This is a genomic window from Nostoc sp. (assembly GCF_036919675.1).
Classification (GTDB): Bacteria; Cyanobacteriota; Cyanobacteriia; order Cyanobacteriales; family Nostocaceae; genus Nostoc.
This window is the reverse complement of sequence record NZ_JBALCP010000129.1, coordinates 22211-38839: the sequence shown is the minus strand read 5'-3', so window position 1 is coordinate 38839 and position 16629 is coordinate 22211. Positions and strand designations below refer to the sequence as shown.

14 protein-coding genes and 1 pseudogene are annotated in these 16629 nt (G+C 42.2%); 7 read left to right on the top strand and 8 right to left on the bottom strand.

The features are described from left to right. Window positions 1-161: 161 nt before the first annotated feature. The gene (locus tag V7K49_RS28430; RefSeq protein WP_334872283.1) at window positions 162-1691 is read left to right on the top strand and encodes a DEAD/DEAH box helicase; all 1530 of its coding nucleotides are present in this window, start codon (window positions 162-164) and stop codon (window positions 1689-1691) included. Between the two features lie 189 nt (window positions 1692-1880). Beyond that, window positions 1881-2467: pseudogene (locus tag V7K49_RS28425) on the top strand (Uma2 family endonuclease). Window positions 2468-2477: 10 nt separating this feature from the next. Here V7K49_RS28425 and V7K49_RS28420 read toward each other — a convergent pair. The 4 genes from V7K49_RS28420 to V7K49_RS28405 all read right to left on the bottom strand — a co-directional run bounded on the left by V7K49_RS28420 (window position 2478) and on the right by V7K49_RS28405 (window position 7978). Next, window positions 2478-3425 carry an aldo/keto reductase gene (locus V7K49_RS28420; protein ID WP_335208609.1) on the bottom strand — a complete coding sequence of 316 codons (948 nt, stop codon included), beginning with the start codon at window positions 3423-3425 and terminating at the stop codon, window positions 2478-2480. Between the two features lie 261 nt (window positions 3426-3686). Then, entirely contained in the window at window positions 3687-3911 is a 225-nt protein-coding gene (locus V7K49_RS28415) for a hypothetical protein (protein ID WP_273769333.1), read from the bottom strand. 331 nt (window positions 3912-4242) lie between these two features. Continuing rightward, window positions 4243-6936, bottom strand: a complete 2694-nt coding sequence (locus V7K49_RS28410) for a dynamin family protein (protein WP_335208607.1) — start codon at window positions 6934-6936, stop codon at window positions 4243-4245. Window positions 6937-6967: 31 nt separating this feature from the next. Further along, window positions 6968-7978, bottom strand: a complete 1011-nt coding sequence (locus tag V7K49_RS28405; protein WP_335208605.1) for a hypothetical protein — start codon at window positions 7976-7978, stop codon at window positions 6968-6970. A 584-nt stretch (window positions 7979-8562) separates the two neighbouring features. Here V7K49_RS28405 and V7K49_RS28400 point away from each other — a divergent pair. The 5 genes from V7K49_RS28400 (at window position 8563) to V7K49_RS28380 (ending at window position 13423) form a co-directional block, all read left to right on the top strand. After that, window positions 8563-9180 (top strand): Uma2 family endonuclease, encoded by a 618-nt coding sequence (locus V7K49_RS28400; protein WP_335208603.1) that lies wholly within the window; start codon window positions 8563-8565, stop codon window positions 9178-9180. Between the two features lie 140 nt (window positions 9181-9320). Continuing rightward, window positions 9321-10754 (top strand): BCD family MFS transporter, encoded by a 1434-nt coding sequence (locus V7K49_RS28395; protein ID WP_335208601.1) that lies wholly within the window; start codon window positions 9321-9323, stop codon window positions 10752-10754. Between the two features lie 70 nt (window positions 10755-10824). Beyond that, window positions 10825-11631 (top strand): inositol monophosphatase family protein, encoded by an 807-nt coding sequence (locus tag V7K49_RS28390; RefSeq protein WP_335208600.1) that lies wholly within the window; start codon window positions 10825-10827, stop codon window positions 11629-11631. 220 nt (window positions 11632-11851) lie between these two features. Then, window positions 11852-12403, top strand: a complete 552-nt coding sequence (locus V7K49_RS28385) for a hypothetical protein (protein WP_335208599.1) — start codon at window positions 11852-11854, stop codon at window positions 12401-12403. Between the two features lie 63 nt (window positions 12404-12466). Next, window positions 12467-13423 (top strand): MDR/zinc-dependent alcohol dehydrogenase-like family protein, encoded by a 957-nt coding sequence (locus V7K49_RS28380; RefSeq protein WP_335208598.1) that lies wholly within the window; start codon window positions 12467-12469, stop codon window positions 13421-13423. A gap of 66 nt (window positions 13424-13489) precedes the next feature. Here the strand turns inward: V7K49_RS28380 and V7K49_RS28375 are convergent, their stop codons facing one another. From V7K49_RS28375 to petP, 4 genes are all read right to left on the bottom strand, one after another. Further along, on the bottom strand, window positions 13490-13777 hold the full coding sequence (locus V7K49_RS28375) for a hypothetical protein (protein ID WP_334872225.1): 288 nt from the start codon (window positions 13775-13777) through the stop codon (window positions 13490-13492). Window positions 13778-13886: 109 nt separating this feature from the next. Beyond that, window positions 13887-14933 (bottom strand): chlorophyll synthase ChlG, encoded by a 1047-nt coding sequence (chlG, locus tag V7K49_RS28370; RefSeq protein WP_334872223.1) that lies wholly within the window; start codon window positions 14931-14933, stop codon window positions 13887-13889. 163 nt (window positions 14934-15096) lie between these two features. Next, the gene (locus tag V7K49_RS28365) at window positions 15097-16197 is read right to left on the bottom strand and encodes a Get3/ArsA fold putative tail anchor-mediating ATPase NosAFP (RefSeq protein ID WP_335208596.1); all 1101 of its coding nucleotides are present in this window, start codon (window positions 16195-16197) and stop codon (window positions 15097-15099) included. A gap of 119 nt (window positions 16198-16316) precedes the next feature. Beyond that, window positions 16317-16505: a cytochrome b6f subunit PetP gene (gene petP, locus V7K49_RS28360; RefSeq protein ID WP_298919462.1), complete on the bottom strand. Its 189-nt coding sequence runs from the start codon at window positions 16503-16505 to the stop codon at window positions 16317-16319. Window positions 16506-16629 lie beyond the last annotated feature (124 nt).

Here is a 16629-nt window from a genome sequence, read left to right as displayed (position 1 = left end):
TGTCATTTGTTTTTTGTTAAATGACCCTTACGGGTTCGCCCTTCTGGTGAGGTATTTCCTCATGGGGGGTTTACCCTAAGATTCCGCTGGCTGACTAATGACTAATAACTAATGACTAAATGACTAATCCAAAAATCCTTAGAAAAAATTTAGGAGAATTAATGACTCTTTCATTTCAAGAATTAGGCATTTCCCAAGAACGTGTCGAACAACTAGAAAAAATCGGTTTTACCGAACCAACTAACATTCAAGTGCAAGCAATTCCCCAATTGCTAGCTGGTCGTGATGTGGTAGGTCAATCTCAAACTGGAACAGGCAAAACAGCAGCATTTTCACTGCCAATTTTAGAGCGGCTGGATATTAATCAAAAAGCCGTACAAGCCATAGTTTTAACGCCAACTCGTGAATTAGCAATGCAAGTTCACGATGCGATCGCTCAGTTCATCGGCGATGAAGGATTGCGGGTATTAGCAATCTACGGTGGTCAATCAATTGACCGCCAAATGTTACAACTCAGACGTGGCGTTCACATGGTAGTGGGCACTCCAGGACGGGTGATCGATTTGCTCGATCGCGGCTGTTTAAAGCTCGATCAAGTGAAGTGGTTTGTGTTGGATGAAGCCGATGAAATGTTGAGCATGGGCTTTATTGACGATGTGGTGAAAATCCTCTCTCAAGCACCTGTAGATCGCCAAACAGCTTTATTCTCGGCAACAATGCCACCATCGATTCGGATGTTGGTGAACAAGTTTTTGCGATCGCCTGCAACTGTCACCGTTGAGCAGCCAAAAGCCGCTCCCAACAAGATTAATCAGGTAGCTTACCTGATCCCCCGTCACTGGACAAAAGCCAAAGCTTTACAGCCGATTCTGGAAATGGAAGATCCAGAAACAGCTTTAATCTTTGTTCGCACCAGACGCACAGCCGCAGAACTCACCAGTCAGTTACAAGGCGCTGGTCACAGTGTAGATGAATACCACGGTGACTTGTCGCAACAAGCACGGGAACGGTTATTGAGCCGATTCCGTAACCGTCAAGTCCGCTGGGTGGTAGCAACTGATATTGCCGCCCGAGGATTAGATGTCGATCAACTCTCTCACGTAATCAACTACGACTTACCCGATAGCGTAGAAACCTACGTCCATCGCATTGGTCGGACTGGTCGTGCTGGTAAAGAAGGAACAGCAATTTCTTTAGTACAGCCATTTGAGCGGCGCAAGCAGCAAACATTTGAACGTCATAACCGCCAAACTTGGCAAGTGCTGACGATTCCTACACGCGCACAGATTGAAGCACGACACATTCTGAAATTACAAGAACAGGTGCGAGAAGCTTTGACAGGTGAGCGTTTGGCTTCATTCTTGCCAATTGTCAGCGAACTGATTGAAGAATACGATGCTCAAGCGATCGCCGCAGCGGCACTGCAAATTGCTTACGATCAAACTCGTCCCGCTTGGTTGAGTTCAGACGTGGAAATTCCCCAAGAGGAATCTTCTGCTCCCAAACCCAGACTGGGCAAGCGTCGTGAATCTTCCAGCGATCGCCCCCGTTCTGCATGGAAATCAGATAGCAGCAATGGTGAAGAAAGACATGCTTCTCCCAAACCAAAACTGCGGACAAGTGGGCAGGATTCTTCTGCATCCCCTAGTAAAAAGATAGGTTCACCTACAGCTAGAGAATCAGCTTCTTAGTCAAGAGTTAGAAGTTAATCAATTTTGGATTTTAGATTTTTTCTTCAATCCAAAATCCAAATCTAAAATTGGAGAGTTGAGAGTTAAGAGTCAAGATTTTGACTTTGGCTCTTGACTTTTTGGCTTTTTGGGTAACTTTTTCTACCCGTTTGTAAGAAGATCAATTAAAGATGCATTCTTCGTGGTCTTATGTTCACTATTCCAGACTTAGAGCAACTACAAGCAGAGCATCCAGAATGGCAGATGGAGCTGGTAGACGGAAATATAGTTGTTATGGGCCCATCAGATTATGAGTCAGAGGAAATAGGTGCTGAGTTGCTGAGTTTGCAAGACAGATGGGTAATTGGGTACGCCCACAGAGACTAGGACGGGTAACGGGTTCTAGCGCGGGTTTCATTTTGCCTACCTTAGAAAGTGAAAACGGGAAAGAAGCTGATAACGAAAAACGAAATCTTCGCGCTCCCGATGTATCTTTTGTTCGGGCTGATAGACTGAAAACAAGCAAGCGCGACTTTGTGGAATTGGTGCCTGACTTGATGGTAGAGATAAAATTTAAGTCAGACCGGATCAAACCACTGGTAGAAAAGATTCAGCTATTCTTACAACTTGGATCTACGGTTGGTATCCTAATTGATCCTGACAAATTGACGCTCACGGTTTATCGACTCAACCAAGAACCAATAGTTTTGCAGGACAACGACAAACTGACACTACCAGACTTACTACCAGGTTGGGAGCTAGTAGTGTCAGAAATTTGGCCTCCTGTGTTTGAGTAGTTCAAAAATATTACAGCCAAGGACGACTAACTAGTTCTAACTCTTTAATTTCATCGTCGCTCAATCTCCAGCCCAAAGCACCAGCATTTTGCCGCACCTGTTCGGCTGTCTTCACCCCAGCAATGGGAATAACGTTCCCCTGAGCAATTAACCAATTGAGAGCAACTTGGGCAGGGGTGCGATCGTATTTTTCCCCGAAGTTGCGTAGCAAAGATGTGACTGGGGCAATTTTTTGCAAACCTTCTTTCTTAAATCGCGGGTCTATTTTCCTCGCACCAGTGGGGGTTTCAGTACTATCAATAGTGTACTTACCTGTGAGTAATCCTTGTGCTAGAGGACTATAAGCTAAGATAGTCACACCTAAATCACGCGCAGTTGCCATAATACCTTTGCTTTCAATTTGGCGACTGAGTAAAGAATAGCGTACTTGGTTCACAGCCAAAGGCACTCCACGGGCTGCCAATATTTGATGCGCGTCTCGCATTTGCTCTGCTGAGTAATTACTCACACCGACTGCGGCAATTCTGCCCCGCTTCACTTCATCTGCTAGGGCATTCATCAAAGTTTCTTGGCTTAAAAAGAAGGCAAAAGGCCAATGCACTTGGTACAGGGCAATTTGCTCTAATTGTAAGCGTTTGAGGCTTTGAGTTAAAGCATCAGAGACGGATTGGGCTGTAAATCGCCACGGTAAAGGGCCAAATTTTGTGGCGATTTGTACAGGTTGTTGTGTCTGTTGCAAAAATTGTCCCAAAAATTTCTCTGATAGTCCCATTCCGTAGACTTCGGCAGTATCAAAGAAGGTAACACCAGCCTCTAAAGCTGCTGTAAAGGCTTCTTGTAACTGTTCTGGGCCGTAGCTGTTGCCATAATTCCAAAAGAGTTTATCACCCCAAGCCCAAGTGCCTATGCACAAAGGTGTAACAACTGGGCCATTTTGCCCCAATGTGATATTTTCCACGGTTGCAAAATTTAATTTATTTACATTTCTTTACTTTTATAGTCTATCGTCATAGACAAAATTGGGTATAGGGAAGTTGATGTAGTATGTTTACGGTGCGTCAGCACTTGGCCGCAACTCTTGTTGTGCCTAGGCGTAGCCCGTCGTAGACATCGCGGCTTGCATAAAGATTTACAAATTACACCTAAGAATCTACTATTCTCAGAATTAAGGGAGGCTAATAACCTCCCTTTTATAATAGTTGAGTGTATTTACTTGTATTTATGAATTAGATGATTTATCCTGCTTGGCTTTTTTGATTAATTCCATGTAGACATTAATCTCACTAATTTCTAAATCATGCTCAACTCTGGTTACTTTCCATCTCTCCTTTTTTAGGTAAACTTCCTCTCCTACTCTGGGAGTAAATTGGAGATCATAGAACTTTTTTAGAAAATCTTTTTGGTTTTCTTCCCATAATATTACTTTGACTGGTTCTTTACTCATTGCTTATGCCTTTTTTGTAACTAGATGAAGGTAAGTAGTTTGATGACATACATAGGGCAAGTTTATCTTACTAATTCAATGCAATAGCGTAGTTAAAACCACAATTTAACATTGATATTTTTATGTGGCTTGATTGCGTCTGATAAAGCTACAGCACAATACCGTAACTTTAGTAAGTATTCCTATTAAGTTTACTTTAAAGCCAAAAGTAATAGACGCTTGTGGTATGGCTCTTTCAGCTTTGATACCACAAGCGTTCTTTAAGTAAATGCTATGTACTTCTGTTATGTAGCATTGACTTCAAGTGATTTTTTAGGCTTTATAATGGATTCTATCGATTCCTTGGTTTCCAACTATCAAGATTTTCTCGAATAGACACTAATTCATTAAGATATTCAGTCACTTTGATTCTTTGACTTTCGAGATTAGCAATAACCTCAGAAGCTTTTACTTCGCTTGTAGCTCGTTGTTTGAGTAAAGAGTCAAATTCAGCTTCAAACCTATTGATATAGTCATTGATTTGCTTTTCGCCTTTCCGAAAATCTTCTGATACTTGTTTTTGAATAACACGCTGAAGCAACTGTAGGTTTCTCTGTACTTGTAAGTCAATCTTTTCTTGAATTCCTTCACAAATCAGTTGTAAGTCAATTTCATAGTAAGATACCTTTTCAGAAGACGAAACATCTATTTCATAGACTTTATCTGATTGACAGCAACGGCTCTCAGTCCTTGGTTCTCTCCTATTTACAAGAATTACTTCTTGCTGATGTTGAATTTTAGCATCAATACCAGAAAATTCAAAGTCAGGAAATTGAATTGGATTATTACCTAGTTCTACTTGCAAATCCTTTCCAATAATTTTAGAGAGTTCATCAGAAATAGCCTGGATTTCTTGTTTAATCTTTTTAACTAAACTTTCACGTATTTTTGTTCCATCTCTAACTAGCCTGTCTTGAGTATCTAACCAAAAACTTTGTATTATAGGGGTGCAGTAGTCATTAATAGTTTTACCTATTTTCTCAGCATCATTTTTGTTTGTGACCTTGATTTTATAGGGATCAGAACTGGAAAATTCTTCAAGTAAAGAACTCAAATTATCCAATATAGATGTGAAAAGGTTTTTAGTCTTTTTGTCCTTGAAAACCTTTCTAGATTGATTTTCAGCCACTCTATCGATTTCTGATACTATGCGTTTTTTGGCACTTTCGGCAAATTTATTAATCACTTGGCTGAACGTACTAGTTAATATTTGCTTTTGTGCTTCTACGGACTTTTTTACGGTCGCTACCTGATTTATCGCTGAATCAGAATGTTTTTTGTACTTTTCTATTTGTTGTACCAGTTCCTCAAATTCTAATTGCCAGCCTCGGATATCTGTAATAAATATTTCATCAATAGCTTTAGCTGCTTTGTTCAATTCATCTAAAACATCACTCAATAAATTCCATCCTGAATTTTGAGTAATAGTTTGAATTACTGCCTCTTCAATTTTGGGAATACCACTATCATTTAAAGCTTGTGGTGCAAGTTTTTTTGGTGAGGGAATGATACGGCTTCCTTCTTCATCTCTTTCGGTATCTGTAGGGGTAAAAAATTTTTCAAAGTCTTTAATATGGCTATCAGTTGCCTTACCCTGTTGAATAAGCTTAGATAACAATCCTTGCCATCCACTGACTGAATAAATAATTGGTTTTGGGATACCAAATTCAACTAAATTTATTCTTAAAGATTCTATAACATCTGCGATAGGTCTATCGCTCTCCCCTTTTCTATCTACTTTATTAAGAATAAAGTAAATCTTACCTGTATTCTCTGCTAAAAATCCCTTACGCTGCTCAATTAAATCTTGAAGCAATTCTGAGTTCGTGTTGTTCCTAAATGCTGTGTAATCTAGAATGAATAATATGGCATCACAAGTTCGGAGAGCTTCTAAGGCAGTCTGCTTTAAAGAAGTGGTGTTAAACGAGGCAGACTTCCACTCATTGGGGCCAGGAGTATCAACTAATGTGAAACCTCTCAGCGATGGCATTGTACTAATTGCTTCAATGGGATGTTCTAATTCAAAGCGTGTAGTATTATCTTGATTAGATTTAGCTCGAATCTCATAGGTACGCTCTAAAAATCTTTGCCGAATTTCTCTTGCTTCACCTTCTATTAAAACTATAGGTTCTCGTTTACCTGCTTGATATTCTAAAAGTCTGGGTGTTTGTCCGGCATCAATTGGACGAATATCTGTACGACAAACTGTACAAGATTCTGATTCACTTGCTAAGACATCTGCACCAATTATGGCATTCAAAAAGGTACTCTTACCTGCTTTCATAGCTGCAATTACAGCCACCTGATATTTTTGTTCTTTTAAGGCTTTGGTAGTATTATCTTCAACGCTCTGCAATCCTTGGGTACTATCTCCTTCTTTGAGCCGTCCAGCACGAAGTTCTTTCAAGTAATTTAAGAGTTGAGCACCAGGATACCGAATTCTATTATAGGTTTCTTGAAATTCTTGCTCAGGCATATTTTTAGAAGATGGTTTCATTGAAATTTTCTCATTGCTTATATTTGTTGGTTTCATTGAAATGATTCGGCGTTGAACAGCAGCAGTAAGATTGCGTGCATAATAGTCACTGGGTACACAAATTAACTCTTCATTTATTTTGCAGAGAACATTATTTGTAAGTTCTACTGCGTTGACAAATTCCTTTAAAGCAGCTTCTGTTGGATCTCTATCAATATCCCACATCAGCTCAATCAGACTATGCTCTAATCTAACTGCTAAACGCAAACAGTCTTTTTCAACTTCATTTAAAGCGTGCTGGTGAGTTAAATTGAGAATCTGTCTTTCTGTTTCATCAGCTAGTTCATAGTATTTTTGCTCCAAGTTTGTATATTTATCAGCTAGTTCATTTGCAACAGTTCTATGATGCTTGGCTGCTTGTCTATCACTTTCCCCAACAGCGTGAGTAGTAAAAGCACCAACAACAGCTCCTACAGCTAATCCAAGAGCGCCGAAAATAAAAGGAAGCATAAAAACTATGTAATCTTCTGAAATTTAATTCCTATTTTTCTCTAGGAAGATGAGGCAGCTGAGAACCAGCAAGCAATTTACTATTTGCTGATGTTAATCCTAGAGATTTAGCAATAGCGACTGATTCACCTAACCGTTGCATAGCCCCTTCTATTCCTGGTGCAATTGGACGATTTGTAATTTCTTGATTAATTGCTTCTGCTTCAGCCAAAAATTCTAGATTTTTCAGGTGTTCATAAATCAGTTCGTTCTCAATTGCTTGTAATCTTTCTAATTCTTGTTGAGTTAAAGATTCATAATAGATTTTCACCGTTTGTTTATGGTCATCGAGGATTTTGAAAAACTCGTAAACCATACCCGCAGTTCCAACAACAGCTAAAACTGGTGCGGCTGCGGTTAAAGCGATCGCAATTGGTGGGCAAGCTGCTGCTAGTGTTGTGGTTACAAATGCTGTCACACCCCCAACTGTGCCGCCTTTTACGGTATCTTTCAATGTTTCTATAGCGGCTTCTTGTGCAGAAATTTCACCCCGAACTACCCGCAGCGCGTTGGTTAGTAACGAGAATGGTGCTGCTGTCGCTACACCAATAGCTGCTCCAAGGGGCGCGGCTTTAACACCTACTTTGACTGCACCTGTTAGGTTGTCAAAATGCCATTTGGCATCTAGTCTCATTTGCTCCTGCGAAGTCATGGGTTTATCGCCACGGGCTAAGTTATCTTTGGCGTTTTCCCACTTGATATTTTTGGAATCATTTGAGCCGCCTTTGCTATGCGGTTTGATATGACTAGCGTGCTTATCTGAGAGGTATTGTTGGGTATTAACATCAGTAGATTTGCCATCAATCCCTGCTCTTTGAGATGGAGGGATTTTATCTAACATTTCTTGGGCTTGCACTCTGGTTCTGAGCGGATCACCAGGTCGAATCCCACCTTTATATAATCTACGGGCTGCACTTAAGGATAAATCCTGTAATTGAGCATGTTGAACGTTAATGTTGGCAGCTGCGTTAAAAGCGGAATTATCCTCTTGTTCGTTAGACATGGATAAACAAATATATTGTGATGTATTACGTTTCTTTGCTTCATACCAAAGCATGGTATTGGCTTATTTTCTTATAGTTCCCATTTAGGCATCAGATGCGATCGCCTCCGATGAAGTCATGAGGTTCTTAATCTGTCACATTTTGGTGCGATCGCATCACCGTCAAACCCAACAATTGATGCCCTCAACAGCGCAAATTTTCACAAATCAAATAGGATTGCTAGTCTAAAATCTTTAGAAATAAGAAAGCGGTTATTTGTGAACCAAGAGCTTACCCAAGCGATCGCCTGTAGAAGAGTGGGTAGTTTACCGCTAAGTCAGATCCAGCTAGCCAAACTATTCAAACCCTAGCTCAAGCTTTTTACCATTTGCTGCTTTGAGGCGATCGCTCTCCTACCTCCTACAGAATCAAGCTTTGCTCTCTAACCTCTGTAGCTTCTGCCCTACAATGAAGTGAAGAATCGAGCAGCTTAAACAGCGTAGTATGTAGCTGAACGTGAATCGAGCCAGGACAAGGGAGCAATATTACCACCTGAAGAGAGAAGGCTTTCAAGTACCAAAACGACTACTGGGAGCGATAAATTATGATTCAAGCCTTACGTAAACTAGTAACATTCGATGAATTTATCGCTTGGTATCCAGAAAACCCACAACAACGTTATGAACTGCATGATGGAGTAATTGTTGAGATGGCACCACCAACAGGCGACCATGAAGAGATTGTTGGATTTTTGGCGCTAGAAATATCTGTGGAAATCAAAAGACTAAAACTTTCCTACTTTATTCCTAAAACAGCGTTCATTAAACCATTGTCAGGTCAATCAGCTTATTCTCCAGATGTGCTGATATTAAATCGGCCTAATTTAGTAAATGAGCCTCTGTGGAAAAAAGAATCGACTGTTAGCCAAGCAGCATCAATTCCTTTAGTAGTTGAGGTAGTTAGTACAAACTGGAGAGATGATTATTTAAAAAAAGTGGCTGACTATGAAGCAGTAGGCATTCCCGAATACTGGATTGTAGATTATGCAGCTTTAGGTGGTAAGCGCTTTATTGGCAATCCCAAACAACCAACTATCTGGATTTACTCGTTAGTTGAAGAAGAATACCAAGTCAGGCAGTTTCAAGGCAACGATCGCATCGTCTCGCCTACTTTCGCAGAGTTAAATTTAACTGCCGAACAGATTTTTCAAGCTGGTGGATAAGTCGTTAGGCAAAATTATTTGTGTCATTTAGCTTGTAATGACACAAATAATTTTTTTGGAATGTGGATTTAAGTTTTAGGGAACAGTTTATCTTTAATTAAAGAGAGACTATATTCCATAAACCATACGAAAAAGTAGCTATGGCAAGCGGTGAAGTATTTGATACCAAGACAAAATCCCTATCTGTGCCAAGGGTAAACCTGCTGACCATGTTCCGGCTGGGTTTATTTCAAATGGGGTTGAGCATGATGTCCATTTTGACTCTGGGCGTACTCAACAGAGTCATGATTCAAGAAATAGCAATTCCGGCGACGCTGGTATCAGTAGTTCTAGCACTGCCCTTATTTGTTGCTCCTTCCCGTGTTTGGTTCGGACAGATTTCCGATGCCAAGCCGTTATGGGGATACCACCGCACAGCTTATGTTTGGGTGGGTGCGGCAATATTTGCGATCGCAGCATTTTTAGCTGTACAAGTAATGTGGCAGATGAATCTTGTCGCTACTAATACAGGTGGTTGGGTATGGACAACCCAAACAATCGGCTGGACAGCGCTTTTGGCTTTAGTTTTCGCTGTATACGGTCTAGGAATTTCTGCTAGTAGTACTGCCTTTGCTGCTTTGTTGGTGGATATCTCTGAAGAAGATGACCGTTCCAAAGTAGTTGGTGTGGTCTGGTCGATGCTAATGGTGGGGATTATTGTTGGGGCAATTATCAGTGCCAGCTTGCTGAAACAGTTAACGCCAGAAACAACGGTAGAAACCTTACAAGCAGCAATCAACAGGTTGTTTACTATCGTCCCAGCAATTGTATTTGTTTTAGCGATCGCAGCGACATTGGGCGTAGAAAAAAAGTACTCCCAATACTCAACTCGTTCCACATTGGTGAACCGGGAAGACAGCATTACTCTAGGCAATGCTTGGAAAATATTGACAGCTAGCCCACAAACAGGTATATTTTTCACCTTTTTATTGGTGATGACTATCAGTTTGTTTATGCAAGACCCGATTTTGGAACCTTATGCCGGTCAAGTGTTTAAAATGCCCCTAGCGGAAAGTACCAAATTAAATATTTTTTATGGAACGGGTCTACTGATTGCCTACGGGGTTACTGGCTTTTACATTGTCCCGCGTTTGGGTAAGCGCAGAACTGCACGTCTAGGCTGTATGTTGGTAGCATTCTGTTCAATATTGCTAGGTATATCAGGATTCACAGCTAATGCAGCAGTTCTCAAACTAGGTTTGGTATTGTTCGGTTTAGCCACAGGTTTCTTAACAACAGCAGCAATTAGCTTGATGTTGGATCTCACAGCAGCAGAAGCCGCAGGTACGTTTATTGGGGCATGGGGGTTAGCGCAGTCCCTCTCTAGAGGTGTGGCGGTGGTAATCGGAGGTACAGTTTTAGATATTGGACGCAAGCTGCTACCTAGCCTAGAGTTAGCTTATGGACTGGTATTTGCTCTAGAAGCTCTGGGAATGGTACTGTCGATTTGGTTTCTGAATCGGGTGAACGTCACAGAATTTCAAACAAGTACAAAGCAAGCGATCGCTTCGGTTTTAGAAAGCGATTTAGATTAAACTAGAAACTTAAACCAACCCGAATCTACCTAATCTTGGCTCAGGAACGTCTTTGCGCGAGAATTAATCAATGAGTGATTTTTGGACAACAATTCTTGATTTTGCCCAAATTACTACTACTAGAGTGGGCAAGCAACTTATGCAAGATTTTGGGCAAGTACAGGCTTCCCAGAAAGCTGATGGTAGCTTGGTGACGCAAGCAGATAAATGGGCAGATCAGGAAATTCGGGATGCGATCGCTTCTAATTTTTCTGGTTACGGCATTTTGAGCGAAGAGAGCGATCAGTTATTTCCCGGTACGGAGTGGTGCTGGGTAATTGACCCTTTAGACGGTACAACCAACTTCACACGCGGCATTCCCATCTGGACAATTTCTCTGGGTTTACTGTATCAAGGCACACCCATTTTTGGTTATGTTTACGCGCCACCGTTGAATCAAGCTTTTCATGGTTTCTGGGCAGGTTCATCTGGTTTAGCAACGCCAACAGGAGCATTTCTCAACTACCACCCGATCCACACCAGTGTTGATAGTCCCAGCAACAATCACTTTTTTAACCTCTGTTCTCGTAGCACCGCAGTGATCAAAAACGGCTTTCCCTGCAAAATTCGGATGTTAGGTGTGGCTAGCTATAACTTTTTGACAGTTGCCACTGGGGCTACTCTGGGTGGTATTGAAGCGACACCAAAAGTTTGGGACTTAGCGGGGGCTTGGGTAATTGTCCAGGCTGCTGGCGGGGTTTGGTTATCGCTCAATTCTGAGCCATTTCCGTTGTCACCTGGAGAAGATTATAGCAATCGCTCTTTTCCTACCCTTGTTGTTAGTCGGCCCGAATTAGTTCCGGTATTTCAACCTTTTCTAGATGACGTAAAAATTTAACTAATCCGCCGCCCTTTTACCTGGAAACAGTGATTTTGTCAACCAGCCTGTTGAGCAGCGACATACCCGACATTAAAGTTAACAAAGCCTTAGTCAGACAGAGAATTGAGTATAAATAAAACTGGTAATAATTCTGATTTTAGTGCAATACCAGTGTAGTTACTAATTTAAGTACAGTTGTGACTTGCATCACACTGCTTGATTTAGTATAAATAATTTTATGTTGTCTAATTTAGATTTAATTCGAGAGTTTGTGCAAAACTCTATCCAGAAAAAAGATGTTTTGTTGTCAAATCCTTCTTTGACAGCGCAAACAGTGTACAAGACTAACCAACTGACAGCAAAAGTCGAAGGTGTGATTGCCACCGTCCAACTATCTAACACACTATCTGAATTCTGGATTTCTCCAAAATCATCCCAGTGGGAATTGCTAAATCAGGCATTAGCAGAATATAGTTATCTCCTCAAAGGAAAAGTAGATAGTCGAGGTTTCTATCAGTATCAATACTGCGAAGTTCCCAAAGGCTATCGGATGCACTGTACTCAATCTGTGCTTCTATGGCGAGCTTGGTGGAAATATCGCAAGTATACTTTAAGACCAGGGATTCCGTTAGAACTTCTGATTAGGACACGAGAATCATGGTATCCAATAAGAGATTTAATCATTAGCGACGGACTTCTTTATATCAAAACTTTAGGAAGCGAGATAGCACTTGACTCAGATGACCTGGTTACTTGGTTAAGTAAAATTGATGTAAGTTCCCAAAATTAAAGAAATATCTAAGTAAGTAGGCGTGAATAATTAAAAGTTTGTAGTAAAAGGACGTGAAGAAAAATGAAAGGACTTTGGCTCGAAAACAAGCAGTTGCAATTACGCACGGATATTCCGATTCCTGAACCACCACAGGGAGAAGCCTTGGTACGCGTCTTGCGTGCGGGTATATGTAATACTGACCTGGAACTACTCAGAGGCTACTATCCTTACAGTGGTATTTTAGGTCATGAATTTGTCGGCGTCGTCGAACAAGGACCAGAACACTTAGTTAACCAACGTGTAGTTGGAGAAATCAACGCTGTGTGTGGGCATTGTCGGTTTTGTCGCAGCGGACAACCAACTCACTGCGAAAATCGCACAGTTTTGGGTATTGTCAACCGCCACGGAGCTTTTGGTGAATATCTCTGTTTGCCGGTGGAGAACCTGCATCCCGTACCTGATAATGTACCAACAGAAGTCGCAACATTTACTGAACCTTTAGCAGCAGCGTTGGAAATTCAGCAGCAAGTGCCGTTGCGGCCAAATGATCGGGTGCTAGTGGTTGGAGATGGCAAACTAGGGCAGTTGGTAGCCCAGACACTAGCCCTAACTGGCTGTGAACTGTTAGCTGTGGGGCGTCATCGAGACAAACTGGCTAACTTAGAGGCCCGAGGGATCAAAACGAGTCTAGCCGACGCCGTTACAGATAGATATTTCGATCTCTCAGTAGAATGTACCGGCAACCCAGAAGGATTTGCGATCGCCCGTCGCGCCCTCTGTCCCCGTGGGACATTAGTGCTTAAAAGTACTTATGCTGGCAACCTTAGCCTTGATGCTTCTTCTTTAGTAGTAGATGAAATCACCCTCATCGGCTCCCGTTGTGGCCCCTTTGCTCCAGCCCTCCAGCTACTAGCCACAGGACAAGTTGACGTTCAACCCCTGATTCATGCCACCTACCCCCTGATTGAAGGGCTTGCGGCTTTTGAACACGCTCAGAGTCGGGGTGTTTTAAAAATATTGTTAGAGATTGATCAGTAGTTAAAAGTTGGGATAATTCACCCTTTCCTCATCTGCCTTATTTTCTCACTCCCCACTTCCCACTCTCTAATACAGATAAGGATTCGTCTTCGGTTGATAGTCAGAACAATTGATCGCTTCTTCTGTGTTGGCAATAGATGGGCGTACAGTACATTTAAGACGGTAATTGTCGGTAAAAAATTGACAACCAGTACAAGGGATTTGATGCATTTGCTTGGCTGTAGTCACACTATCTCGGGCCGCCGTCCAGAGACTAAAAATAACGAGAATACTTATACTCCAAGCACCAACAAAGCAAATAGGGATTAAAAAAGGTTGAATCCCATGAATAAGAAAAGATATCACTTTAAACACAGTATGTCCTGATACAAATTAGGAGTTAAAAATATATTAACTCCTAACCGGAGGCGGAGCGTCTCCGGCTTTGCTTCTAATTCCTAACTTCTCACTATAGAAGTATAAGTTAAACGCCAGCATGACCCAGCGCTAAACCAGTGACGAGCATTCCCAGAACAAGGAATGGTTGGGCACTGGCTTGATACTTAACATCATTCTTCACAGGGTCACGCAGGAAATACATATCCTGTAAAGTGATTTGTGGGATGATTAACAGTACTAGTATTGCTGCATACAAATTCTCATGAATGCTGACGAGATAAGCTGCAATCAATCCTTGAAATACATCAATCGTCACTACACAAATCCAAGCCGCAGTGGTGATGCCAAACATTACGGGTAGTGAATTTAATCCTAGCTGGCGATCGCCTTCCACACTCTTGAAGTCATTGACAATGGCAATACCCAATCCAGCCAAGCTGTAGAACATTGTCAAAATCACAATTGTGGAATTGAGATCACCAAACAAAGCGTGTCCTGTAGACCAAGGTAAGGTGATATAGCTTGCACCCAAGGCGTAGCTGCCTAGCCAGCCGTTTTGCTTGAGTTTCAGGGGAGGTGCAGAATAAATGTAGGCGATCAAAGAACCGATGACCGCGATCGCTGTAATTGTCAGGAATTCATGACCAGACCACACATCTAGCACAAATGCCAGAGCAATGCCAGCAATCAGTAATACCCAAATCTGAATAATTACCTGGGGTAGGGGAATTGCCCCAGAGGGAATGGGGCGATAGGGTTCATTGATGGCATCGATTTCGCGATCGTAGTAATCATTGAGGATTTGGGTGTAACCTGTCATCAATGGCCCAGCCAGCAGCATACAGGTTGCTACCTTCAGCACATTTTCCAGTGTCCAAGTATAGTTACCCGAAGAAGCCGCACCACAGACTACGCCCCAAATTAGGGGAATCCAGGTAATCGGCTTCATTAGCTGTAAACGAATTTTCCAAATTGAAGTTTCTCCTGGCGCTGCACCTTTCATCCCCAGTAGCTGCCTAGTTTTCGCACTGCGCGAGGCAGATGTGAGCGCTTGCTCATTGAGATTATTTGCCCCTGAGTCTAGTGCCTCAGATGGGTTGGGGTCTGGGGTAATGGGAGTTGATTCTGACATAAGGTTTATTAATGAGTTAGAAGTTAGGAGTAGAGACGCGATTAATCGCGTCTGTTAGGAGTTATGAATTATTAGTTAGGAGTTAGAAGTTATAAATTATTATTTTTATTCCTAACTCCTCACTCCTGTGCAGACGCGATTAATCGCGTCTCTCCTAACTAACTTAAAACGAAATTATCAAATAATTATTCTGAAACTTTGCTCCAGCAACAGATCTGCCACTCAGAGCCGGGGGTAGGGGAATATTGCGCCGTTGATCTCCTGCTTCTACAGTGACTTCTGGTCCATATTGGGTGAGCTTGACCTGTTTTTTGTCAAAACCTGGTAAGAATAAGCGTACTTGACGATTGGGGATGTCTATCTCAATTGGTTTGGGAGCCTGTAACGCTTGTACTTCAAAGTTGGGTAGCGCGTCTATCAGTGGTTGCCAGTCACCTGTTGACGAGTCGGGAACGACGCTCACAGGTAAGGGGATAAATTCCTCTGACAGGTTGACACTTGTCTCAGTAGACACAAGTAGAACACCACCGACAGTTAAACCGATTTGTTGAGCACTACCCCACAAATAACGAGCATTTGCTACCTCAATCGGGTCATCTGTGGTCACTAAGAAAGCAGCGAGACGCTTGGGGTCAGTAAGAGCGGCTCTCCCCTTTTCTAAGAAATTATTGACTTGATTAGTGGGACCGGCAAAGTTATCTGCTGTCCAATTGACATTGAAGAAGCTGCCAATCAGGGGTTGAATCAAGGGCGATTCAGTAATCGTTTTCCCCAAATCAGAGTTGAGAAACAATTGCCGAAATCGGCGGACATACCAACTGAGAGATTCTGGCAAACCCAACATTCGCAACGTTAATGAGTCACCCGTGCCATAGTAGACGATCGCATCATATTTGCCACTGGCATCATATTCGCGGATAGCATTCAGGGCCAGGGCGCTGTCCATACCTGGCAATACTACCAGTTCTTGACCAAAAACGTCTTTGAAGATGGGCGTGCGGAGGTATTGCGCCTCAAGTTTCTTCACTTCGTCCCAGTTGCGTTCTAGCAGTACAGATGCTTGAAACTGGACTGCTTGCAAATTGGGAGCGATTTCCTGTGGATCGGCAGCAATGGGAGTACCCAGCAGGATTGGTAATGCTGGTTCCGGATGTCCTGCTAGAAGTACGCGCTTGCCTTGACTTGCCAATAATTTGGCGGCGGCGATCGCAATTTTGGTACGAGCGGTGCCGCCTTTGCCCAAAAATGTCAATATTAGAGCCATTACTTGATTCCTATTTTCACCGCCGATCTTTTCAACTCCAACTTAGCACTCAACAAAGACTCTCAACCTGTGCTTTTAACTTCCGAGTCCAAAATAAACCCCGCTTTGAATTCTTTTTACTAGACAGGTTTGATTTCATCTTCAAAAAACCAAGTGGAAGAATTGTCGTCAAACAGCACCACTACACCGATGCCACCATCGGTGACTTTGTAGCCTTGGATGATACCCACTTGTCCTAGTTTTTTTACAATGGGGGGAGAAACGCGATCGCGCAAACGAAAGACTTTAACCTTTTGTCCGATTTCCATGCCTGATTAGAATGCAATAAACCTTCGTCTCAGTGTAGCGGAATCCGTGACCTGCTCTCACAAATTCAGGGGAAATGAGGGAATGAGGGGGAGAATCATAACTCCAGTACGGCTGATATTGACC

What these genes read in the sequence shown, in the direction of transcription:
- V7K49_RS28430 (WP_334872283.1), top strand. Translation starts at nt 162, where the DNA reads ATGACTCTTTCATTTCAAGAATTAGGCATTTCCCAAGAACGTGTCGAA.
- V7K49_RS28405 (WP_335208605.1), bottom strand. Translation starts at nt 7,978, where the DNA reads ATGTCTAACGAACAAGAGGATAATTCCGCTTTTAACGCAGCTGCCAAC.
- V7K49_RS28400 (WP_335208603.1), top strand. Translation starts at nt 8,563, where the DNA reads ATGATTCAAGCCTTACGTAAACTAGTAACATTCGATGAATTTATCGCT.
- V7K49_RS28390 (WP_335208600.1), top strand. Translation starts at nt 10,825, where the DNA reads ATGAGTGATTTTTGGACAACAATTCTTGATTTTGCCCAAATTACTACT.
- chlG (WP_334872223.1), bottom strand. Translation starts at nt 14,933, where the DNA reads ATGTCAGAATCAACTCCCATTACCCCAGACCCCAACCCATCTGAGGCA.
- V7K49_RS28415 (WP_273769333.1), bottom strand. Translation starts at nt 3,911, where the DNA reads ATGAGTAAAGAACCAGTCAAAGTAATATTATGGGAAGAAAACCAAAAA.
- V7K49_RS28365 (WP_335208596.1), bottom strand. Translation starts at nt 16,197, where the DNA reads ATGGCTCTAATATTGACATTTTTGGGCAAAGGCGGCACCGCTCGTACC.
- petP (WP_298919462.1), bottom strand. Translation starts at nt 16,505, where the DNA reads ATGGAAATCGGACAAAAGGTTAAAGTCTTTCGTTTGCGCGATCGCGTT.
- V7K49_RS28395 (WP_335208601.1), top strand. Translation starts at nt 9,321, where the DNA reads ATGGCAAGCGGTGAAGTATTTGATACCAAGACAAAATCCCTATCTGTG.
- V7K49_RS28410 (WP_335208607.1), bottom strand. Translation starts at nt 6,936, where the DNA reads ATGCTTCCTTTTATTTTCGGCGCTCTTGGATTAGCTGTAGGAGCTGTT.
- V7K49_RS28380 (WP_335208598.1), top strand. Translation starts at nt 12,467, where the DNA reads ATGAAAGGACTTTGGCTCGAAAACAAGCAGTTGCAATTACGCACGGAT.
- V7K49_RS28385 (WP_335208599.1), top strand. Translation starts at nt 11,852, where the DNA reads ATGTTGTCTAATTTAGATTTAATTCGAGAGTTTGTGCAAAACTCTATC.